This window comes from Dactylosporangium cerinum, assembly GCF_042653625.1.
GTDB classification, from domain to species: Bacteria; Actinomycetota; Actinomycetes; order Mycobacteriales; family Micromonosporaceae; genus Dactylosporangium; species Dactylosporangium cerinum.
Window position 1 is genome coordinate 249,111 of the sequence record NZ_JBHSIU010000130.1, and the last position, 18,197, is coordinate 267,307.

An 18,197-nucleotide genomic window follows, 5' to 3' on the forward strand; every position below is an offset into this window, starting at 1 on the left:
TCCGGCCGATGCAGTCCGGCTAGGCAGTTGCGACGCTCGATGCAGGTCAAGCCGCGGAGGGCCGCGTCGCCGCCGGTCAGCTGCGGCTTGTCCGCCGGGACGGCATCTCGGGCGCGGCCGGCGCTCAGAGCGTTCCACCAGTAAGGGGGGCGGTGGCGGCGCAGCAATGCGCCGCCACCCGTACCCCCTCCATCATGGCGTGAACGCGTGATTCCGCCCGCCGCCCTACCGTGCCGTCACGGCGTCGCGGATGAGGTCGGTGAGGTGGCTGGCGACCCGGGACGCGACCACGTTGCCCTCGTGCACCACCATCAGGTCCTCCACGACGCACGCGGGCGGGGTGTGGTCGAGCGTCGCGGCCAGCTTGGGGTTGCGTGCCACCCAGGTCAGCAGCTCCCGCACGATCGCGTCCTCGGCGGCCTGGGCCGAGACGGGCGCGGTCTCGGCGAACCTGCGCAGCACCCGCTCCCGGTGCTGCCAGAACGACCACACCTTCGCCTCGTCGAGCAGCTGGGACACGGCGTCCCTGCGCTGGTAGCGCAGCGCGAGCTGGATGGAGTGGTTGCGGCCGTCCTTGATGAGCGCGCCGATCATGCGGTGCCGCGCGTGTGCGCCGGTCACCTCGTAGAAGGTGCTGCGGCAGCCGCGGGGCTCGGCGGCGTCGACGATGCTGCGCCAGCTCAGGGGTTCACCGGGACGGTGCTCCACGAGCCGGGCCACCGAGCGGAAGTAGACGCTCTTGGTGTGCCAGTGGTTGCGCTTGATCGAGGGGTTGTCGGCAAGGCCGTGAAACCAGCGGCCGACGACAGTGTTGCCCAGTTCTGCGGTGAATGCTCGTGACATCGCTCGACTCCTGCCCTTCGTCAAGGCGAGCGTTCCCGCCAGGGGCCGTGCGGGGCATCACGTGTTCACGTGGTCTTGTGACCGCTGACCAGATCCAGCACGTCGTGCCACCGCTCGGGCGCGACGTCGTCACGCCAGGCGATGCACTGGTCGGGGCGCAGCAGGACCAGCCGGCGGTCCCAGCAGGCGCGGACGGACGCGTCGGTGAGCGGCAGGTGCAGCATCGGGATGCCGCGGCTGCGGGCGGCCGTCACGAGGTCCCGGCCGGCGGCGTCATCGGTGAGGTCGACCAGGGTGAACTGCCTGCCGAAGCAGTCGAAGAGCTGGCTGCCGTCGGTGAGCCGCACCGCCGGCGCCCGCCCGCCCGGCCAGGTGCTCGGGATGATCTTCGGACCGTGCAGGTTCGACGGGCTGCTCCGCTCGTGCCAGATGACCGACGAGGACGTGTAGCGCCCGCCGAACCGGAAGCCGGGGCCGTCCAGGAGCTGCGTCTCCTGCTGCAGGATCCCGGCGAGGAACTCCCGCGGCGCGCCGGCGTCCACGAGCCGGCTGAACCGGCGCAGCGTCTCCAGCTGCCTGGCCAGCAGTTCGCGGTCCATGAGGGCGCGCGGCCGGCGCTCCAGCTCGTAGCTGTCCAGCAGCCGGCTGCCGGCCCAGCCGTTCAGGGTGGCGGCGAGTTTCCAGCCCAGGTCGACCGCGTCGCCGATGCCGGTGGCGACGGTGTTGCCGATCGGATGGAACCGGTGGGCGGCCTCGCCGAGCAGGAACACGGCGCCGCGGCGGTAGGTCTCGGCCACCGCGAGGGAGTCGTCCCACTGGGTCACCCCGAGCACCTCGGAGGTGCCCAGGCACCCGCCGATCCTGCGGTGCAGCAGCGCGGCCGGGTCGGCGGTCACCGGTTCGTCGGGTGCCATCCGGAAATGCCCGACCCAGGTGTCGCGCTCCTCCCGCGACACCAGCATGACACCGCCGACGATGACGGTCGACAGGCCGGGACCGTGCGACCAGAGACTCAGGTCCCGGTTGCGGAAGGACACCGAGCAGTACTGCGTGGGCGGCTGCAGCTCGTCCATGGAGACCTCGATGCAGCGCCGCACGGTGCTCTGCGCGCCGTCGCACCCCGCGATGTAGTCGGCCTTGATGACGCCGCCCGTGCCGGTGCGCGCGTCCATGACGGTGGCCGACCCGCCCTCGCTGTCGAGGCGCAGGTCCGTGAAGGTCCAGCCCTCGCGGAGGTCGACGAGCTTCTCGTCGTGCAGGGCGTCGCGCAGGTGGCGGGCCAGGTGGGTCTCGGAGATCTGCTGGTGCTGCTCGACCGGTGCGCTGCCGTCGTTGACGGTCGCGTAGCGGCCGCGGAGCTGGTTGATGGACGGGTACTGCGCCACGAGCACCGGCGGCTGGTCGAGTCCCTGGCTCCACACGACGTTGGTGGCCGAGTCGGGGTCGACCCCGTTCCTGCGGATCTTCGTGGCGAGGCCGAGCCGGCGTAACAGCTCCATGCTGCGGCCGTCGAGCAACCCTACGTCGGGGCGGCGGGGCAGGCCGGTGCCGCGTTCCACGACGATGCTCGCCACGCCGTGATGCGCCAGTTCGAGCGCGAGGACAGCGCCGACCGTGCCCGCGCCCACCACCAGCACCGGTGTCCGCAGCGTTGAGGTGGTCATCCGGTTCCCCCTGTCGTCAGCACCGTGACGCGTGCATCGCTATCGGCAATGCTGCGACGGGGGAGCGGGTTTCGGCATCACGTAGTCACGCGGTACCGGCCGCCGGCACCGCGGGCTCAGGGCGTCGTCTGATGCTCGGCGACCAGGCGGGCGAGATCGACCCGGCTCGCGATGCCGAGCTTGCTGAAGATCTTGCGCAGATGACTGTCGACGGTGTGGATCGACACGAACAGGGCGTCCGCGACCTCCCGGTTGCGTTTGCCCTTCGCCACGAGCAGGGCGACCTTGCGCTCGGCCTCGGTCAGCTGCCGCAGGCAGGCCGGGCCGGTGTCCACCACCGCGGACGGGGCCGGGCGCTGACCGAGGAGCGCCTCGAGCCGGGGCACGGCCCGGCGCGCGCCGGCCGCCGTGACGATCCCGAGGGCCTCGCCGGCGTGCGCCCGGCCGGCCGTGACGTCGCCGGCGGCGACCGCGACGTTCGCGGCGTCCTCCAGCGCCGCCGCCAGCCCCAGGACGCGGGGCGTGCGGCGGAACACGTCGACGGCCTGCCGCAGGCGCCCCAGGTCCGCGCGGAACAGACCGTCGGCGTGCGCCGCGGCAGCGGCGAGCGAGGCGACCGCCGGGTTGCGTTCGGCGAGCCACCGCGCGCTGGCCACGACGACCGCGGCGCGGGCCCGGTCCTGCGCCCGCAGCGCGATGCGGACGAGTTCGGCCGCGGCGGCCGGGTCCTGCGTGATGAGCGCCGGCCGTGCGGGCAGCGCGTCGTGGATGCCGGCCAGGGCGTCCATCGCGGCCTCGGGGCCCACGGTCACGTCCAGCAGCACCGCCTCGGCCCACGCGACGTCCTCGGGCGCGGCGGTGATCCCGGTCGCGGTGAGGCGGCGCATGTGCGTGCGGTAGTCCGTCGCCTGGGCCGGATCGCCCCGCACGACACTGAGCCTGATCAGCGCCCCCAGCAGCGGGACGGCCAGCTGGAAGGTGGTCAGCCGCTCGGCGGCCGCGACGCCCGCGTCGGCCTCGGTGATCGCGTCGTCGATCTGCCCGCGCGCGGCGAGCAGCGCGGTCTGGTAGTAGTGCCACAGCGGCTCGGACCAGGCCGTCCCGAGCCGTTCGGATTCCTCCCGGCCGCGCAGGTAGGTCCGCTCGGCGTCGTCGAACCGGTCGACCGCGGCCAGGGCGTTGCCCAGCCAGATCCGCGGGTGCCGGTGGAGCGCGGAGCCGCCGACCCGGTCGGCCGTGCGGGTCGCCTGGTGCGCGAACGCGAGGGACTCCTCGAGGCGCCCCTCGGCCTGCGCCACGAGGCTGCGGGCGGTGAGCCCGAAGACCGTCGCGCCGGACGCGCCGGAGATCTCGCCGGCGGTTGCCGCGCTGGCCCCCGACCGGTCCGCCTCGCGGAGTTCGCCGACGTAGAAGAGGGCGTGCGCGCGGATCGCGAACAGTTTCGCGGTGAGCCCCTGGTCGATGCCGGCGATCTCCAGTGCCTGGTCGGCGTAGTCGACCGCGGTCGCGTTCTGCCCGGCGTGCTTGAACGCCTCGGCCAGCCCGAGCAGCAGCGTGCCCTCCGTGGCTGGGTCGAGGCCGGCGCGCATCGCGGTCAGGCCCAGGTGGTGCGCCTGCTCGAGCCGCCCCGCCGAGGCGAGCAGCCGGACGGCGTCGGCGATCAGCGGCCCGCGCTCCGGGTCCTCCACGCCGATCAGGTCCAGAGCGTGGACGATCAGGTCCGCCGCGGTCCCCGGCGCCAGGGCGGACACGTCCCTCGCCGCCGCGTGCAGGATCGTCACCGCCTCGCGGGCACCCTCACCGCCGCTCTTGAGCAGGTGCTCGGCCACCTCGACCGGCGGGCGCCGCTCCGCCCGGCTGATCATGGCCGCCTCCCGGTGCAGGAGCGCGCGGACCGACTCGTTGAGCGTCCCGTAGACCGCCAGCCTGACCAGGTCGTGGGCGAAGCAGAGCGCGTCGTCGTCGTGGGTGAGCAGCCGGGCCGCCGTGGCCTCCTCCACCAGGGGCACCAGTTGGGCCGGGGGCCGGTCGAGCAGCCCGGCGACGGCGCTGATCCGGAACGGCCGGCCGAACACCGACCCGGTGCGCACCAGCCGCTGGGCGTCGTCGGACAGCCCGTTGAGGATCTGCTCGACGATGGTGATGAAGCTCGACGGCAGCTCGTCGCCGGTCACGGTGGCGACGCCCTGGCTGAACACCATCTGGCCGTTCATGCGCAGCGCGGTCATGAGCTGCTCCACCTGCAGCGGCACCCCGCCGCACCCGCCGGCCAGGGCGAGCACCGTGTTGTCGACCCTGGCGGCGACCGCCTGCTCGCAGAGCCGGGCCACGGCGGGCTCGTCGATCGCCCGGAGGGACAGCCGCTCGGCCCCGTTGCGCAGCAGCCACGACAGCACCTGCCGCCCCGGGGTGCTGGCCGGGTCCGGCCGGTGCGCGAAGACCCACCGGACCGCGCTGGACGCGAGGGCCGGGACCAGTTCCCGGACGGCGAGCGCGCTGAGCTCATCCATCCATTGGGCGTCGTCAATGACAATGACCATGGGCCGGTGCGCGGCGAGGTCCTCCAGGGCCTCGCGGAGCCGGTCCAGCGTGCGGTACTGACTTTCCTGTGTCTCAGCGAGCCAGGTAAATGCGTCGGTGGCCGGCCGGCAGTTTCGCAGTGCCGAGGCGAGCGTGACCAGCGGCGCGGCCCGGTCGAGACTGAACGCGGTCCGCGAGGCGACCTCCAGCCCCTGGCCGAGCGCGAGCGCCGTCACCACCTCGACCAGATGCGTCTTGCCGATCCCCGCCGAGCCGTCGATCACCAGGACACCACCGGTGCCGGCCGCGGTGTCGGTGACCATCCGGTGCAGCACGGCCAGCTCCCGGTCGCGTCCGAACGTCGCCTTGATCACTGGGCGGTTCCTGTTGCCAGCTCCGCCGGGCTTCGCCCGTCGGTTTCGTGGGGGGCTGCGCCTCCCCACACCCCCCATGCTCCGCTGCGCTGCGCACTCAAGCCTGTTGCCAGCTCCGCCGGGCTTCGCCCGTCGGTTCCGTGGGGGGCTGCGCCTCCCCACACCCCCCATGCTCCGCTGCGCTGCGCACTCAAGCTTGTTTCGGCGGCTGGCCGCGTCGTTGTCGCTCCGCGCCGGAAAGCGGTTTGCAGCGCACTCACCTCGATCTTATGCGGTCGGCTCAGCGACGATTGTTGTGGACGGGGACGGCCGGGGTGAACAGCCTTTCGGCCTACCACGGTCGCGACATCGGTCGGTGCGTGATCCCGGACCGTTCACGGCTGCCGGCCGGTCACCCGGCGGTCACCGGCTGATGGTGGCCGCGCGTCGTTCGACTCGGACAGCACCGCCACCAACATGCGGCCGAGGATGTCCAACCCGTTCTCGGTCAGCACCGACTCGACATGGAACTGCACCGATCGCATGCCGTGTCCTTCCAGCGCGTGGACCGCGCCCGTGCGCGGGTCGCGGGACACCCGCACGGGCCGCGAGGTGACCGGGCAGTGTAGCCGGTCCGACGCGCTCGTGGCGGTGAACGTGTTGTAGAAACCTACCCGCTCGGCCCGCCCGAACACCGGCACCTCGCGCTGGACACCCTGCGCCGGCACCGGCAGCCGGCGGATCGGCAGGCCGAGCGCGTCGCACACCACCTGGTGACCCAGGCAGACGGCGAGGAACGGCACGGCACCGGCCAGCAGGTCGCCGGCCGTGTCCCGCAGCGCGGCGATCCTCGGGTCGGTGCGGTCCCGGGGATCGCCCGGACCCGGTCCGAGCAGCACGACGTCCGGCGGCGGGCCGCCAGTCCAGGCGAGCCCCGCCGCCGGGACCGGCCGCAGCTCGACGGCGACGCCGAGGGTCCGGGCCATCGTGGCGAGCATCGCGGTGAAGTCGTCCTCGGCGTCGAGGATCAGCAGGCGCCGCCCCCGCAGCCCGTCGTGCCGCGGCCGCGCCGGCGGGTCCGGCGACCCGCGCCAGAAGCGCGACAGCCCCTCGTTGCGGGCGCTGAGCAGCCGGGCCGTCCGGCCGCTGCGCAGCGACCAGCGGAACGCCGGGGAGCGCACGGCGGGCCCACGGGCGTCGACCTCATGGCCGAACGCCCGCAGCAGCGACGCCGCCTTCGTCCACGTCTCCGCCGCCTCGGCCGCCGGGTCCGAGTGCCTGACCAGCGTCGCGCCGACCCGGACCGACAGCCGGCGGTCGGCGCGGACGTCCGCGGTGCGGATCAGCAGGGCGGCGTCCAGCGTGCGCCGGCCGGCCCGCTGCCCGAACAGCGCGACCGCCCCGCCGTAGTAGCCGCGGCCGGTGCGTTCGTGCTCGGCGACGACGCGGGCCGCGGCGGTCACCGGGCTGCCGGTCACGGTCGGCGCCGGCATGGTCCGGGCCAGCAGCTGCCGGGGATCGAGCCGGGTGGCGCCCTCGATCAGATACTCGGTGTGCGTGAGGCGGGACATCGGCCGCAGCCGCGGCCCGCGCAGCCGGGCGCCGCCCTCGCAGATGTCCGCCATCATCTTGAGCTCCTCGTCGACGACCATGAACAGCTCGTCGGTCTCCTTGCCGTCGGCGAGGAACCGGCGCAGGCCGCGGGGCGTCGGGCCGCCGGCCGGGTGCCGGTACGTGCCGCTGATGGGGTTCATGATCGCGACGCCGCCGGCGAGGCCGACCTGGCACTCCGGTGACGCGCCGAGCAGGGTCCGGCCCTCCCAGTGCACCAGGAACGTCCAGTAGGTGCCCTGCTCCGACCGCAGCAGCCGGCGGAACGCGGCGAGCGCCTGCCGGTCGGCGGGGCCGCCGAGCCGGCTGTGGAAGGTCCGGCTGAGCACGAAGTTGGAGCCGGTGCCACACCCGATCTCCCGGGCGAGCACCGCGCGCACCGCCGCCTCGTACGCGTCGTCGTCCAGGTCGAACCCGCCGGGTCCGAGCCGCGCGGGGTCCCGTGGCAGCAGCCGCACGGCCCGGTCGAGCCGCACCGTGGCGTGCCGCCGCACCTGGATCGCGACCAGCGGCGCGCCGTCGTCGACGCAGGTCAGCCCGCGCGCGCCGATCTGCCGGTACGGCACGACCGCGAGCACGTCGGGCCGGGCGGCGGCGGCCAGCGGCGGCAGCGGCACCTCGGCCAGGGACCCGGCGGTCACCGGCTCGCCCACGAGGACCTCGAGCGTGCCGGGGCCGATGCCGGGCCGGTGGATCAGGGCGTACGCCGCTGCCTGCGCCCCGATCACCGCGGTGAGCAGTGCGTCGCCTGGACTCGTCATGGCGCCGATGGTGTCGGCGCCGGATCGGTCCCGGCCACTACCCGCACGGGTAGGCGCCCACCGGCAGGCGGCGTGACCTGCGGCGATGCCGGCACTACCCATGTTGTCGGGCTGACCGGGCCCGGCGGCGCACCTAGCGTCTGTTTCATAAGGGGGGTCGGTGCGAGGCGAGGTCGAGGCGGCGGCTGGGGCCGCGCCGGGCGCGTTCGGATACCGGGGTTGTATCCGGGCGTGACCGGCGTGGTTCCAGCGCCTGGGCTGGGCCGGTCCGGCGCAGCGCGCCGGGCCAGCCTGGGCGAGGCGTCTGGGCCCGCCGCAGCCCGGCCATCCCTTATGAAACAGACGCTGGCGTCGGAACGGTTCAGCCGGAACTTCAGAGGGGGGCACGCTGTGCACGGGATGCGAATGCGGGGTGGGCGGCCATGGCGGTGAACGACGGGCTGGCCCGCCGGATGCGGCTGCAACGGCTGCATCGTCACGACGACGGCCGGCTGCTGGTGGTGCCGTTGGACCACCCGGTCAGCACCGGACCGATCGTCCGCGACGGGCGGCTCGACCGGCTGGTCGGGCAGATCCACTCCGGCGGCGCGGACGCGGTCGTGTTGCACAAGGGCGCGTTGCGCACCGTGCAGCCCCGCTGGTTCCGGGACCTGTCGCTGATCGTGCACCTCAGCGCCGGCACGGCGCTGGCGCCCGACCCCGACGCCAGGCACCTCGTGTGCACGGTCGAGGAGGCGCTGCGCCTCGGCGCGCACGGCGTCAGCGTCCACGTCAACGCCGGGTCGCGCGACGAGGGGCGGCAGCTCGCGGATCTGGCCGCCGTAGCGGAGGCCTGCGACCGGTGGGGCATGCCGTTGCTGGCCATGGTCTACGCACGTGGACCCGGTGTCGACGGCCGGGCGCCCGCGGTCGTGGCGCACGTCGCCGCCCTCGCCGCGGAGCTGGGCGCCGACCTGGTCAAGACCGTGCTGCCCGAGGCGCCCCAGGCGATCGCGGCGGTCACCGCCGCCTGCCCGATCCCGGTGCTGGCCGCCGGGGGTGCCCTGACCGACGGGCCGGACGAGACCCTGCAGCGGCTCGACGACGCCATGCAGTGCGGCGCGCGCGGGGTGGCGGCCGGGCGGCTGGTCTTCACCGCCGCCGATCCCGCGGCCATGGTGCGCCGCCTCACCCGCCTGGTCCACGACCGGGCGCAGGCGCCCCTGCAGCGAGCCGGAGACCCGCGATGAAACAGTGCTGGATCGACGTCCGCGCCGCCGGCGCCCTGCGTGCCGCGCTGTGTGAGGAATCCGTCCACCTCGGTCTCCACGCCGTGGTCGCATCGGACCCGGCGCACCTCGCCCCCCTGCCCCCGACGATCCGCCGTGTGCTGCTGTGCACCGACGGGCCGCTGCCCGACGACATCGGCGCGGCGGATCTCGTGGTCGTGGACCACCGCCTCCGGGCCGGTGCCGGGGCGCTGCGCGAACGGTTCCCCGACTGCCGGTTCGGCACCTACGTCGAGGTCAGCGACCCGGCGACGCTGCAGGAGGCCTGCGACGCGGTGCGCCGCGAGGAGTGCACGGTGCTGTGGTTCCGCGACCCGACCAACATCCCGCTGGAGATCGTGCTTGCCGCGGCGGCGGACGCCGACGGCCTGATCGTCACCGTCGTCGCCGACGTCGACGAGGCGAAGGTCCACACCGGCGTGCTGGAGCACGGCCCGGGCGGCGTCATGGTCGCGCCATCGGCGCCGGGGGAGGCCGGCCGGCTCCGGGACGCCGTGGGGGAGCAGTCCCCGGACCTGCCGCTGGTCGTCCTGACCGTCAGCGGGGTCAGCCACGCCGGCATGGGCGAACGGGCCTGCGTCGACACCTGCACGTACCTGCGCCAGGACGAGGGCATCCTGGTCGGCTCCAGGGCGAAGGGCATGGTCCTGTGCGTCAGCGAGACCCATCCGCTGCCGTACATGCCGACCAGGCCGTTCCGGGTCAACGCCGGGGCGATCATGTCCTACACCCTGACCGATCACCGGCGCACCCGGTACCTGAGCGAGCTGGGCGCGGGCTCCACCGTGCTCGCGGTGAGCGCGGACGGCCGGACCCGCCGGGTCACCGTCGGCCGCGTCAAGATCGAGACCCGGCCGCTGCTGTCCATCGACGCCCGCACGCCGGCGGGGGAGCAGGTCAACCTCATCGTCCAGGACGACTGGCACGTGCGGATCCTCGGGCCCGGCGGGGCGGTGCTCAACTCGACGCACCTGCGCGCCGGCGATCAGATCCTCGGGCACCTGCCGTCAGCGGAGCGCCACGTGGGCTATCCGATCGACGAACTGTGCTACGAGCAATGAGCGCCGTCGCGGTCCTGGACTTCCACGCCCGGCTCGGGCCGGCGCCCGGCGCGGCCGCCACACTGCTGGCGGCGATGGACGGCGCGGGCATCGGCCGCGCGGCGGTCTGCGCCGGCGGCCTGGTCGGGCTGGACCAGCTGTCGAAGCTGATCGTCGACGGCGGGCGGGCCGAGGCCGGGGCGGACAACGAGGGCGTCCACCGTGCCTGCGCGGGCTCCGGCGGCCGCCTGCTGCCGTTCTTCTTCGCCGACCCGGCCAGGGACGTGCGCGCGTACGCGGCGGCGGCGACCCGCTTCAGGGGGCTGGAGCTCTCACCCGCCGTGCACGGCTTCCGGTTCGACGACCCCGCGGTCGCGGCCCTCACCGCGGTCGCCGCGGCGGCCGGTCACCCGGTCTACGTGGTCTGCCTCGGCCGGGCCGGGACCCGGACCGCCGACCTCGTCGCCCTGGCCCGGCGCTTCCCGGCGGTCATCTTCGTCCACGGCCACTGCGGGTTCACCGGCCTGGACGCCGACGGCCTGGCCCTTGTCGCCGCACAACCCAACATCGTCGTGGAGACCTCCGGGTGTTTCACCGCGATCGCCCGGCTGGCGGTGGCGCGGCTGGGGCCCGGGCGGGTTGTCTTCGGCACCGAGTTCCCGCTCCAGGATCCCCGGGTCGAACTGGCGAAGCTGGCCGCGCTCGGGCTCGGGCCCGACCACCTCGCCATGGTGGCGGGCGGGAACGCGGCACGGCTCCTCGGCGAGGTGGCGGCATGAGCGAGCTTTGCGAGCGAGTCATGTTGCAGTGCGTTTCGGAGCCTCGTGGCGCCGGGGAGCGAAGCGAGGCGGCGACATGAGCGCGCGGCCGGAGCTCGGGGACTGGGGCAGCCCCGCCGAGCTCGAACACCTGCAGGACACCCACCTGGAGGCGGCGCTCGAGGCAGCCGCGCGGTCGCCGTTCTACCGCGCCCGGCACGGCGGTGCCCCGCCCCGTGACCGGGAGGCCCTGCGCCGCACGGCGCTGACCACCAAGCAGGACCTCCGCGACGCCTACCCGTTCGGGCTCCTCGCGGTGCCGCGCTCGCGGCTCGCGACGTACCACGAGTCCAGCGGCACCAGCGGCGAGGCGACCGCCTCCTACTACACCGACGAGGACTGGCTCGACCTGACCGAACGGTACGCGCGCAAGCACGTCGGCATCGGGCCCGACGACACGTTCCTGGTGCGCACACCGTACGCACTCATGATCACCGGTCATCTCGCGCACGCCGCCGCCCGCAGCCGCGGCGCCACGGTCGTCCCCGCCGACAACCGCTCCCTGGCGACGCCGTTCGCCCGGGTCGTGCGGCTCCTGCGGGACCTCGACGTGACGCTGACCTGGTCCCTGCCGGCCGACACCCTGCTGTGGGCTGCGGCCGCCCGGGCCGCCGGCTACCAGCCCGACCGGGACTTCCCCGCGCTGCGGGCGCTCTTCGTCGCCGGCGAACCGCTCAGCCGGGCGCGGCGGGCCCGGATCGGCGAGCTCTGGGCGGCGGACGTCGTCGAGGAGTACGGGGCGACCGAGACCGGCAGCCTCGCCGGCGAGTGCCCGCTCGGGCGGCTGCACCTGTGGGCCGACCGCGCGATCTTCGAGGTGCACGACCCGCGGACCGGCGTCACGGGGGCGCACGGACGCGGGCAGCTCGTCGTGACACCGCTGTTCCGGCAGGCGATGCCGCTGCTGCGGTACAACATCGAGGACGAGGTCGAGGTGTCGCACGAGCCGTGCCCGTGCGGCTGGCACCTGCCGACCGTCCGCGTGCTCGGGCGCAGCGCGCTCACCGGCGGCACCCGGCTGACCCAGCTCGACGTCGAGGAACTGGTCTTCAGCCTGCCCGCCGAGTTCGGCGTCATGTTCTGGCGGGCCAGGGCGGGCGGCGACCGGATCGAGATCGAGATCGAGGTCGCGGAACGGCACCGGCGGCCGGCCGCCGCGGAACTGGCCGCGTCGGTGCGGCGGGTGCTCGGCATGGACGCGGCGGTGGTCACCACCCCGCCGGGCGGCCTGGTGCCGCTCCCGCTGCTCACCGCACCGGCCGACGTGATGAAACCCCGCGGGCTCTTCGCCGCCGGCGAGGACTGGGACAAGGCGCTGCTGTACCACTGAGAAGGGGGACGACATGACGCACCACGCGACGGTCGTCGTGGGGGCCGGCATCGCCGGGCTGACGACCGCTCTGGCACTGGCCCACGAAGGCCGGCCGGCCACCGTCCTCGAACGGGCCGGCGCGCCCCGCGACGCGGGCGGCGGCATCCAGTTGCCGCCCAACGCCGTGCGGGTCCTGCAGCAGCTCGGCCTGGGCCGCGCCCTCGCCGAGCACGCCGTGCGGCCGGTCGGCGTCGAGGTCCGCCGCTGGTCCGACGGCCGCCTGCTGAGCTGGACGCGGCTCGGCGCGACCGCGTCGTTCCGCTACGACGCCGCCTACTACACGCTCACCCGGGCGACCCTGCACCGGCTGCTGCGCGCCGCCGTGACCGAGGCGTGCGGGGCGGGCACGGTCCGGTACGGCCGTGGCTGCGAGCGGCTGGCGGAGTCCGCCTCCGGCGTGACGCTGCAGCTGTCGGACGGCACGTACCTCACCGCCGGCACCGTCATCGGCGCCGACGGCCTGCACTCGGTCGTGCGGCGCCGGTTCGCCGACGACGCGCTGCGCTACTCGGGCTGCCAGGTGCACCGCACGGTGCTGCCGGGCGGCTCCGACGGCTCGGGCAGGTTCCGGCCCGGACCGGCGCGGGTGGTCGTCTGGCTCGGCCCCGACCGGCACTGCGTCAGCTACCCCGTCGACCGGGACCACAGCATGAACGTCGTGGCGGTGGTGCGGGCGCCGCACGCCACCGGGCCGGACGACCTGCCGGGGACGTTCCGCGGCTGGCACCGCGACGTCCTGCGGCTGCTCGAGGCGGCGGCCGAGACCGGGCCGCAGACCTGGGGACTCTACGACCGGCCGCCGCTGCCGCGTTGGCACTCGGCGCGGGTCGCGGTGATCGGCGACGCGGCGCACCCGATGCTGCCGTTCCTGGCCCAGGGCGCCGCCCTCGCGGTCGAGGACGCCGTGACGATCGCCGGGGTGCTGGGCCGCGGCGGTGACCTCGCCTCCTACGAGGCGATGCGCCGCCACCGGGTCTTCCGCGTGGTGGGGGCGGTCGACGCGGCGCGCACGACGCACCACCTCGCCGACGGCGCCCGGCAGCGGGAACGGGACCTGCGCCTCGCCGCCGAGCCCGCCGACGCGCGGGACTGGCTCTTCGACCACCGGATCCCGGTAGGGGCGACCCGATGAGCGGCGACCCGATGAGCGGCGACCCGGTGAGCAGCAACCCGGTGGACGGCCTGGCCGGGCGGACGGCGCTGGTCACCGGCGCGGCGGGGGGCATCGGGGCGGCCGTGACCCGGGCCCTGGCCGCGCGGGGCGCGCGGGTCGTCGGGGCCGACCTCGACCGGCCGGGGGTGGACCGGCTGGCCGGGGACCTGCGGCGCGGCGGGCACGACGTGCACGGCCGGGCCCTCGACGTGCGGGACACCGCCGCCGTGGAGGACCTCGTCGGCTGCGTCGAGGACACCCTGGGCCCGATCGACGTGCTCGTGAACGTGGCGGGCACACTCCGTACCGGAGCTGTAGTTGATCTTGTCGACGGCGCGTGGCAGGAACTGCTCGACGTCAATCTCGGCGGGGTGGTGCGGTGCAGCCGGGCCGTCGCCGGACCGATGGCGGCGCGGGGGCGGGGCGCGATCGTCACCGTCGCGTCCAACGCAGCCGGCGTGCCCCGGATGCAGATGGCGGCCTACGCCGCGAGCAAGGCCGCCGCCGCGCACTTCACCCGGTGCCTGGGCCTGGAGCTGGCCGGCCGGGGCGTGCGGTGCAACGTGGTCTCGCCCGGCTCCACCGACACCACGATGCTGCGGATGCTGGACGGGTCGCCGGGCGCCGCGGAGGCGACCGTGCGCGGCCGGCCCGAACTGTTCAAGACCGGGATCCCGCTCGGCCGTATCGCGGCACCGGACGACATCGCGGCCGCCGTGCTGTTCCTCGCGTCGGACCACGCCCGGCACATCACCATGCAGGACCTCTACGTCGACGGCGGCGCTGCGCTGCACGTCTGACCTTGTTCTCTGGCCCATCTCTCTGGCCCATTTCGAGGAACGGAGCACGGCAATGCCGATACCGCCGATCGCCGGATACCCCATGCCGACCCGGGCCCAGCTGGGCGAGCAGACCCTGCGCTGGCGACCCGACCCGCGCCGGGCCGTCCTGCTCGTGCACGACATGCAGCGGTACTTCGTGGACCGCTTCCCGGCCGGCACGGCGCCCACCGTCGACCTCGTCGCGAACACCGTCCGGGCCCGGCAGCTCGCCCGGCGGCACGGTCTCCCCGTCCTCTACACGGCGCAGCCGGGCCGGATGTCGCGCGCCGACCGGGGCCTGCTGCACGACCTGTGGGGGCCGGGGATGTCGGACGACCCGGCCGAGCACGCGATCATCGCCGACCTGACACCCGGCCCCGGCGAGCCCGTCGTCACCAAGCACCGCTACAGCGCCTTCCATCGCACGGACCTGGCGGAGCACCTCACCCGGCTCGGCCGGGACCAGATCATCGTGTGCGGCGTGTTCGCGCACATCGGTTGCCTCCTGACCGCCTGCGACGCGTACTCGCGCGACATCGAGGTGTTCCTCGTCGCCGACGCGGTCGCGGACTTCAGCCTGCGGGACCACCTGATGGCGCTGGACTACGCCGCGCGGCGGTGCGCGGTCACGCTGACCACGCACGAGCTCGCCGCGTACGTCGGTGCCGGCCGGATCATCTCGGGCCAGCGGTGACGGGCCCGTCCGGCTGTTCGTGCCGGTGCGCCAGGGATGCCAGCTCGACCCTCGAGACGATGCCGAGCTTCCGGAAGATCCGCCGCAGGTGGTAGTTGACGGTGTACGGCGACCGGCCGATCCGGTTGGCGACCTGCCGGTTGGTCAGCGCCCGCCCGACCAGCCCGGCGATCCGCCGCTCCTGCTCGCTGAGCAGGTCCCAGCCGCCGGCGCGGTCCTCGTGCGGGGTCGCCGGCGCCGCCGCCCGCAGTGCCGCGCGGACCTCCGGCGACCCGAACCGCAGCTCGTCGCCCGCCCTGACCAGCAGGCCGCGAACCAGGGCCTCCTGGATCGCCGGGATGAGGGCCGTCGCCGGGCGGCGCATCAGCCGGACCAGGTCCAGCAGGTGGAAGTCGGGTTCCAGGGTCGCCGCGGACTGCAGCAACCGCAGGGTCGAAGGGCTCAGCCCGCGCAACTCAGCAGTGTCCATGTCGCTGATGGTGCGGCTTGCGGCGCGCGGGGACCGGCTGAAAGTAGGAGGTTGGCGATATCTTCCAGACCCCGCCGGGGTGCCGCTTCGACGCCCCACTGGGCTGCTGCTTCGACGCCCCGTGGGCTGCTGCTTCCACGCGCCCGCTGGGCTGCTGCTTCTACGCGCCGCCGAGCTGCGCGATCCTGCGCAGTTCGGCGACGTTCCGGATCGTCATCCGCCGGTAGCCCGTGCTCAGCAGCCCCCGGCCGCGCAGCTCATGGATCGCCTTGTGGACGGTGGCCTGGGAGACGGCGATCATCGTGGCCAGCTCCGGCTGGCTGAGCGGCACGCCGATCTCCACCCCGCCCTGCGCGGCCGGGCGCCCGCAGACCTCCGCGATCTCGACCAGCAGCCGGGCGAGCCGGACGTCGGCGGGGTACACGGCGAAGTCGATGCGGCGGCGGTTCGCCCACCGCAGCTGCCCGGCCACGGTCGCGGTGACCCGCAGCGCGGCGGCCGGGTGCCGGCGCAGGAAGTCCTCGAACGTGACCCGCGGGATGACGCCGGCGATCACCCGCCCGCAGGTGGTCACGGTCGCGGTGCGCGGCGCCGGCGTCAGCGCGCCGATCTCCCCGACGAGGTCGCCCGGCAGCCGGATGTTCAGCAGGGTCTCGATCCCGTCGACCGACGTCGTCACCTTCGCGAACCCGCTGACGATCAGCTCGACGTGGGTGTCGTCGCCGCCCTCACGGATCAGAACCTGTCCCGGCCGGAGTGCCCGCTGGACGCTCAGTTGCAGCAGCTCCCGGGCGACCGCCGGGGGCAGCCCCCCGAGGAACGTCTCCTGCGCCCAGGTGGGGAACGGCCGCTGCCTGCCCTGCTGCATGATGCCCCTCGCCGAGCTCCGTCTGGTCCGCGCCCTGACCGCCGCGGCCCCCGCCAACTCGCCGGCAAGAGCAGGTTACCCATTGATACGTCCGATTGGGTGGGTGAATGCGGTGACCTGGTTCGATTCGGCAGGGTTGCGGCCGGGTGGCGGGGTCGCCGGGGGTGACTGTCCACTCCGTACTTCGGGCGATGCATGGGCGCCCCGCCGACGCGGGACGCCCACGCATCGGCGGTCAGCTGCCGCGGACCTCGAACTCCCACAGGGACACGCCGTACTGGGTGGCGCGCAGCGGGGCGTACATCTTCACGTAGCGGGCGGTCGTCGCGGTGAAGTTCACCGTGTCGGTGCCGCCGTTGCCGTTGTAGTCACTGTGGACGGTGGTCCAGGTGCTGTTGTTCGTGGACGTCTGGATCTGGTACTGCGCCGCGTACGCCGCCTCCCAGCGCAGGGTGACGCCGGTGACGGAGCGGTTGCTGCCCAGGTCGACGTAGATCCACTGCTGGTCGGCATAGGCGCTGCTCCAGCGGGTGCCGGTGTTGCCGTCCACCGCCCGGGCCGCGGTGTTCGTGCTGTTCTCCTGGCTGGAGGCGTAGACCGGGCGGTTCAAGGCCAGGTTTCCGCCCGGCGGGTTGCTGGTCGGTGGGTTGGTCGGTGGGGTGCCGATGCTGAACTCGCCACGGTTGAGCACCCGGGGATGGAAGTAGGTCGCCTGTACGCCGGCGTTGGTGTTGTAGGCGGGGTCGGTGAGCCACTCGGCCCAGACCATGAACCACGTCCAGCGCGGCTGCGAGGTGAGGATCGACGGGCTCGGGGTGCGGCCCACCTCGGCCAGGGAGATCGGTTTGCCGCCGGACAGGTTGAGCATCGTGGTGTAGTCCGAGGCGCTCGGCTCCATCTTCACCCACACGTCGAGGCTGGCCACGTCGAACGTGTTGGCCGCGGGCAGGTACTGGCCGGCCGAGCCCATGTCGACATCCTTGACGTTCCAGACCCACACCATGTTGTTCAGGCCCTTGGTGTTGACCAGGTAGTCGTAGGTGATCTCGTACAGGCGGCGGCTGCCGTTCGCGCCGGGCCGGCCGCCCCACCAGGACCACCCGTCGTTCATCTCGTGGATCGGCCGCCACAGCGGCTCGACGCCGGCGTTCTTGAGCTGCTGCAGGAACGGCACGACCTCGTCGAGGCGGGCCTTCCAGGCGTTGTTCAGCGCGCTGCCGTTGGTGATGAGCTGGCTCCACTGGGCGTCGGTCAGCGAGCCGAGGATGCCGGCCTCGTCCCACCCGCAGGTGCGACCCACCGTGGGCGGGCACATGTGCCAGGTGAGGGCGACCACGGAGCCGGAGCGCCACTGGTTGATCGCCTCGTTGATCATCGTCTGGCGGGCGTTGACGTCGGCGGAGGCGAAGAGGAAGTCGCCGCCCCACAGGCCCGGGGTCTGGCCGGTGATCTGCTGGGCGACCCGGGTGTACTTCGTCGGGTCGCTGTTCGGCTCGCGGTTGTGCTGTCCGGACAGCGTGTACTGGCCGGAGATCCGGTTCAGGTACGCCAGCAGGGGGCTGCCGGGCTGCGCGGCCTGGGCGGTCGGGAGCACCGCCGCGACGGCGACGGTGGCGATGACGGCGGCCGTGGACACGAGCCACAGCAGCAGGCGGCGCCAGTGGCGGACAGGCATGCCGCACTCCTTTCAAGGGGTTCACGGGTGATCGGACACCCGGGCGCTCTGGGCGGCCCGAGGTGAGATAGACCATCGTGGACTTAACCAGTAAAGTCAACGCCCAGCAGCGGCAGAAACCTGTGAATCGGGGTTCTGTGGGGTAATTCGCTGAACCGTGACACCCTCGCCGCGCCGGGCGGGCCGGGCGGGCCTTGACTGGAGATACGATGTGGGCGGTCGCACCGCCGTGCGGCACCGGGATCTGACTGGCCGGAGGGCTGGAGG

14 protein-coding genes are annotated in these 18,197 nt (G+C 73.9%); 7 read left to right on the plus strand and 7 right to left on the minus strand.

What is annotated here, in order from left to right; translation table 11 throughout:
- Positions 1–225: 225 nt before the first annotated feature.
- The 4 genes from ACFPIJ_RS59180 to ACFPIJ_RS59195 form a co-directional block, all read right to left on the minus strand.
- Positions 226–843, minus strand: coding sequence for a hypothetical protein (locus ACFPIJ_RS59180; RefSeq protein WP_380128360.1), 618 nt, complete (start codon positions 841–843; stop codon positions 226–228).
- 65 nt (positions 844–908) lie between these two features.
- Entirely contained in the window at positions 909–2,507 is a 1,599-nt protein-coding gene (locus tag ACFPIJ_RS59185) for an FAD-dependent monooxygenase (RefSeq protein ID WP_380128361.1), read from the minus strand.
- Positions 2,508–2,623: 116 nt separating this feature from the next.
- The gene (locus tag ACFPIJ_RS59190) at positions 2,624–5,401 is read right to left on the minus strand and encodes a helix-turn-helix transcriptional regulator (RefSeq protein WP_380128362.1); all 2,778 of its coding nucleotides are present in this window, start codon (positions 5,399–5,401) and stop codon (positions 2,624–2,626) included.
- Between the two features lie 374 nt (positions 5,402–5,775).
- Positions 5,776–7,752, minus strand: coding sequence for an anthranilate synthase family protein (locus ACFPIJ_RS59195; RefSeq protein WP_380128363.1), 1,977 nt, complete (start codon positions 7,750–7,752; stop codon positions 5,776–5,778).
- A 422-nt stretch (positions 7,753–8,174) separates the two neighbouring features.
- On the opposite strand from ACFPIJ_RS59195, the gene ACFPIJ_RS59200 reads away from it, so the two are divergent.
- The 7 genes from ACFPIJ_RS59200 to ACFPIJ_RS59230 all read left to right on the plus strand — a co-directional run bounded on the left by ACFPIJ_RS59200 (position 8,175) and on the right by ACFPIJ_RS59230 (position 14,918).
- A complete protein-coding gene (locus tag ACFPIJ_RS59200; protein ID WP_380128364.1) occupies positions 8,175–8,981 on the plus strand; it encodes a 2-amino-3,7-dideoxy-D-threo-hept-6-ulosonate synthase in 807 nt (268 codons plus the stop codon).
- Complete coding sequence (locus tag ACFPIJ_RS59205; protein ID WP_380128365.1) at positions 8,978–10,081, plus strand: 3-dehydroquinate synthase II family protein; 1,104 nt, start codon at positions 8,978–8,980, stop codon at positions 10,079–10,081. Before ACFPIJ_RS59200 ends, ACFPIJ_RS59205 begins: the two co-directional genes overlap by 4 nt.
- A complete protein-coding gene (locus ACFPIJ_RS59210) occupies positions 10,078–10,839 on the plus strand; it encodes an amidohydrolase family protein (RefSeq protein ID WP_380128366.1) in 762 nt (253 codons plus the stop codon). The genes ACFPIJ_RS59205 and ACFPIJ_RS59210 overlap by 4 nt, the downstream gene beginning before the upstream one ends.
- Before the next feature lie 76 nt (positions 10,840–10,915).
- Positions 10,916–12,208 carry a phenylacetate--CoA ligase family protein gene (locus ACFPIJ_RS59215; RefSeq protein WP_380128367.1) on the plus strand — a complete coding sequence of 431 codons (1,293 nt, stop codon included), beginning with the start codon at positions 10,916–10,918 and terminating at the stop codon, positions 12,206–12,208.
- A gap of 13 nt (positions 12,209–12,221) precedes the next feature.
- Complete coding sequence (locus ACFPIJ_RS59220) at positions 12,222–13,382, plus strand: FAD-dependent monooxygenase (RefSeq protein WP_380128368.1); 1,161 nt, start codon at positions 12,222–12,224, stop codon at positions 13,380–13,382.
- On the plus strand, positions 13,379–14,203 hold the full coding sequence (locus ACFPIJ_RS59225) for a 2,3-dihydro-2,3-dihydroxybenzoate dehydrogenase (protein ID WP_380128369.1): 825 nt from the start codon (positions 13,379–13,381) through the stop codon (positions 14,201–14,203). Before ACFPIJ_RS59220 ends, ACFPIJ_RS59225 begins: the two co-directional genes overlap by 4 nt.
- 52 nt (positions 14,204–14,255) lie before the next feature.
- Entirely contained in the window at positions 14,256–14,918 is a 663-nt protein-coding gene (locus ACFPIJ_RS59230) for an isochorismatase family protein (RefSeq protein ID WP_380128370.1), read from the plus strand.
- Here the strand turns inward: ACFPIJ_RS59230 and ACFPIJ_RS59235 are convergent.
- From ACFPIJ_RS59235 to ACFPIJ_RS59245, 3 genes are all read right to left on the minus strand, one after another.
- A complete protein-coding gene (locus tag ACFPIJ_RS59235) occupies positions 14,899–15,387 on the minus strand; it encodes a helix-turn-helix transcriptional regulator (RefSeq protein ID WP_380128371.1) in 489 nt (162 codons plus the stop codon). The genes ACFPIJ_RS59230 and ACFPIJ_RS59235 overlap by 20 nt on opposite strands.
- A 160-nt stretch (positions 15,388–15,547) precedes the next feature.
- A complete protein-coding gene (locus tag ACFPIJ_RS59240) occupies positions 15,548–16,255 on the minus strand; it encodes a Crp/Fnr family transcriptional regulator (protein ID WP_380128372.1) in 708 nt (235 codons plus the stop codon).
- Between the two features lie 235 nt (positions 16,256–16,490).
- Positions 16,491–17,930: a glycosyl hydrolase gene (locus ACFPIJ_RS59245; protein WP_380128373.1), complete on the minus strand. Its 1,440-nt coding sequence runs from the start codon at positions 17,928–17,930 to the stop codon at positions 16,491–16,493.
- Positions 17,931–18,197 lie beyond the last annotated feature (267 nt).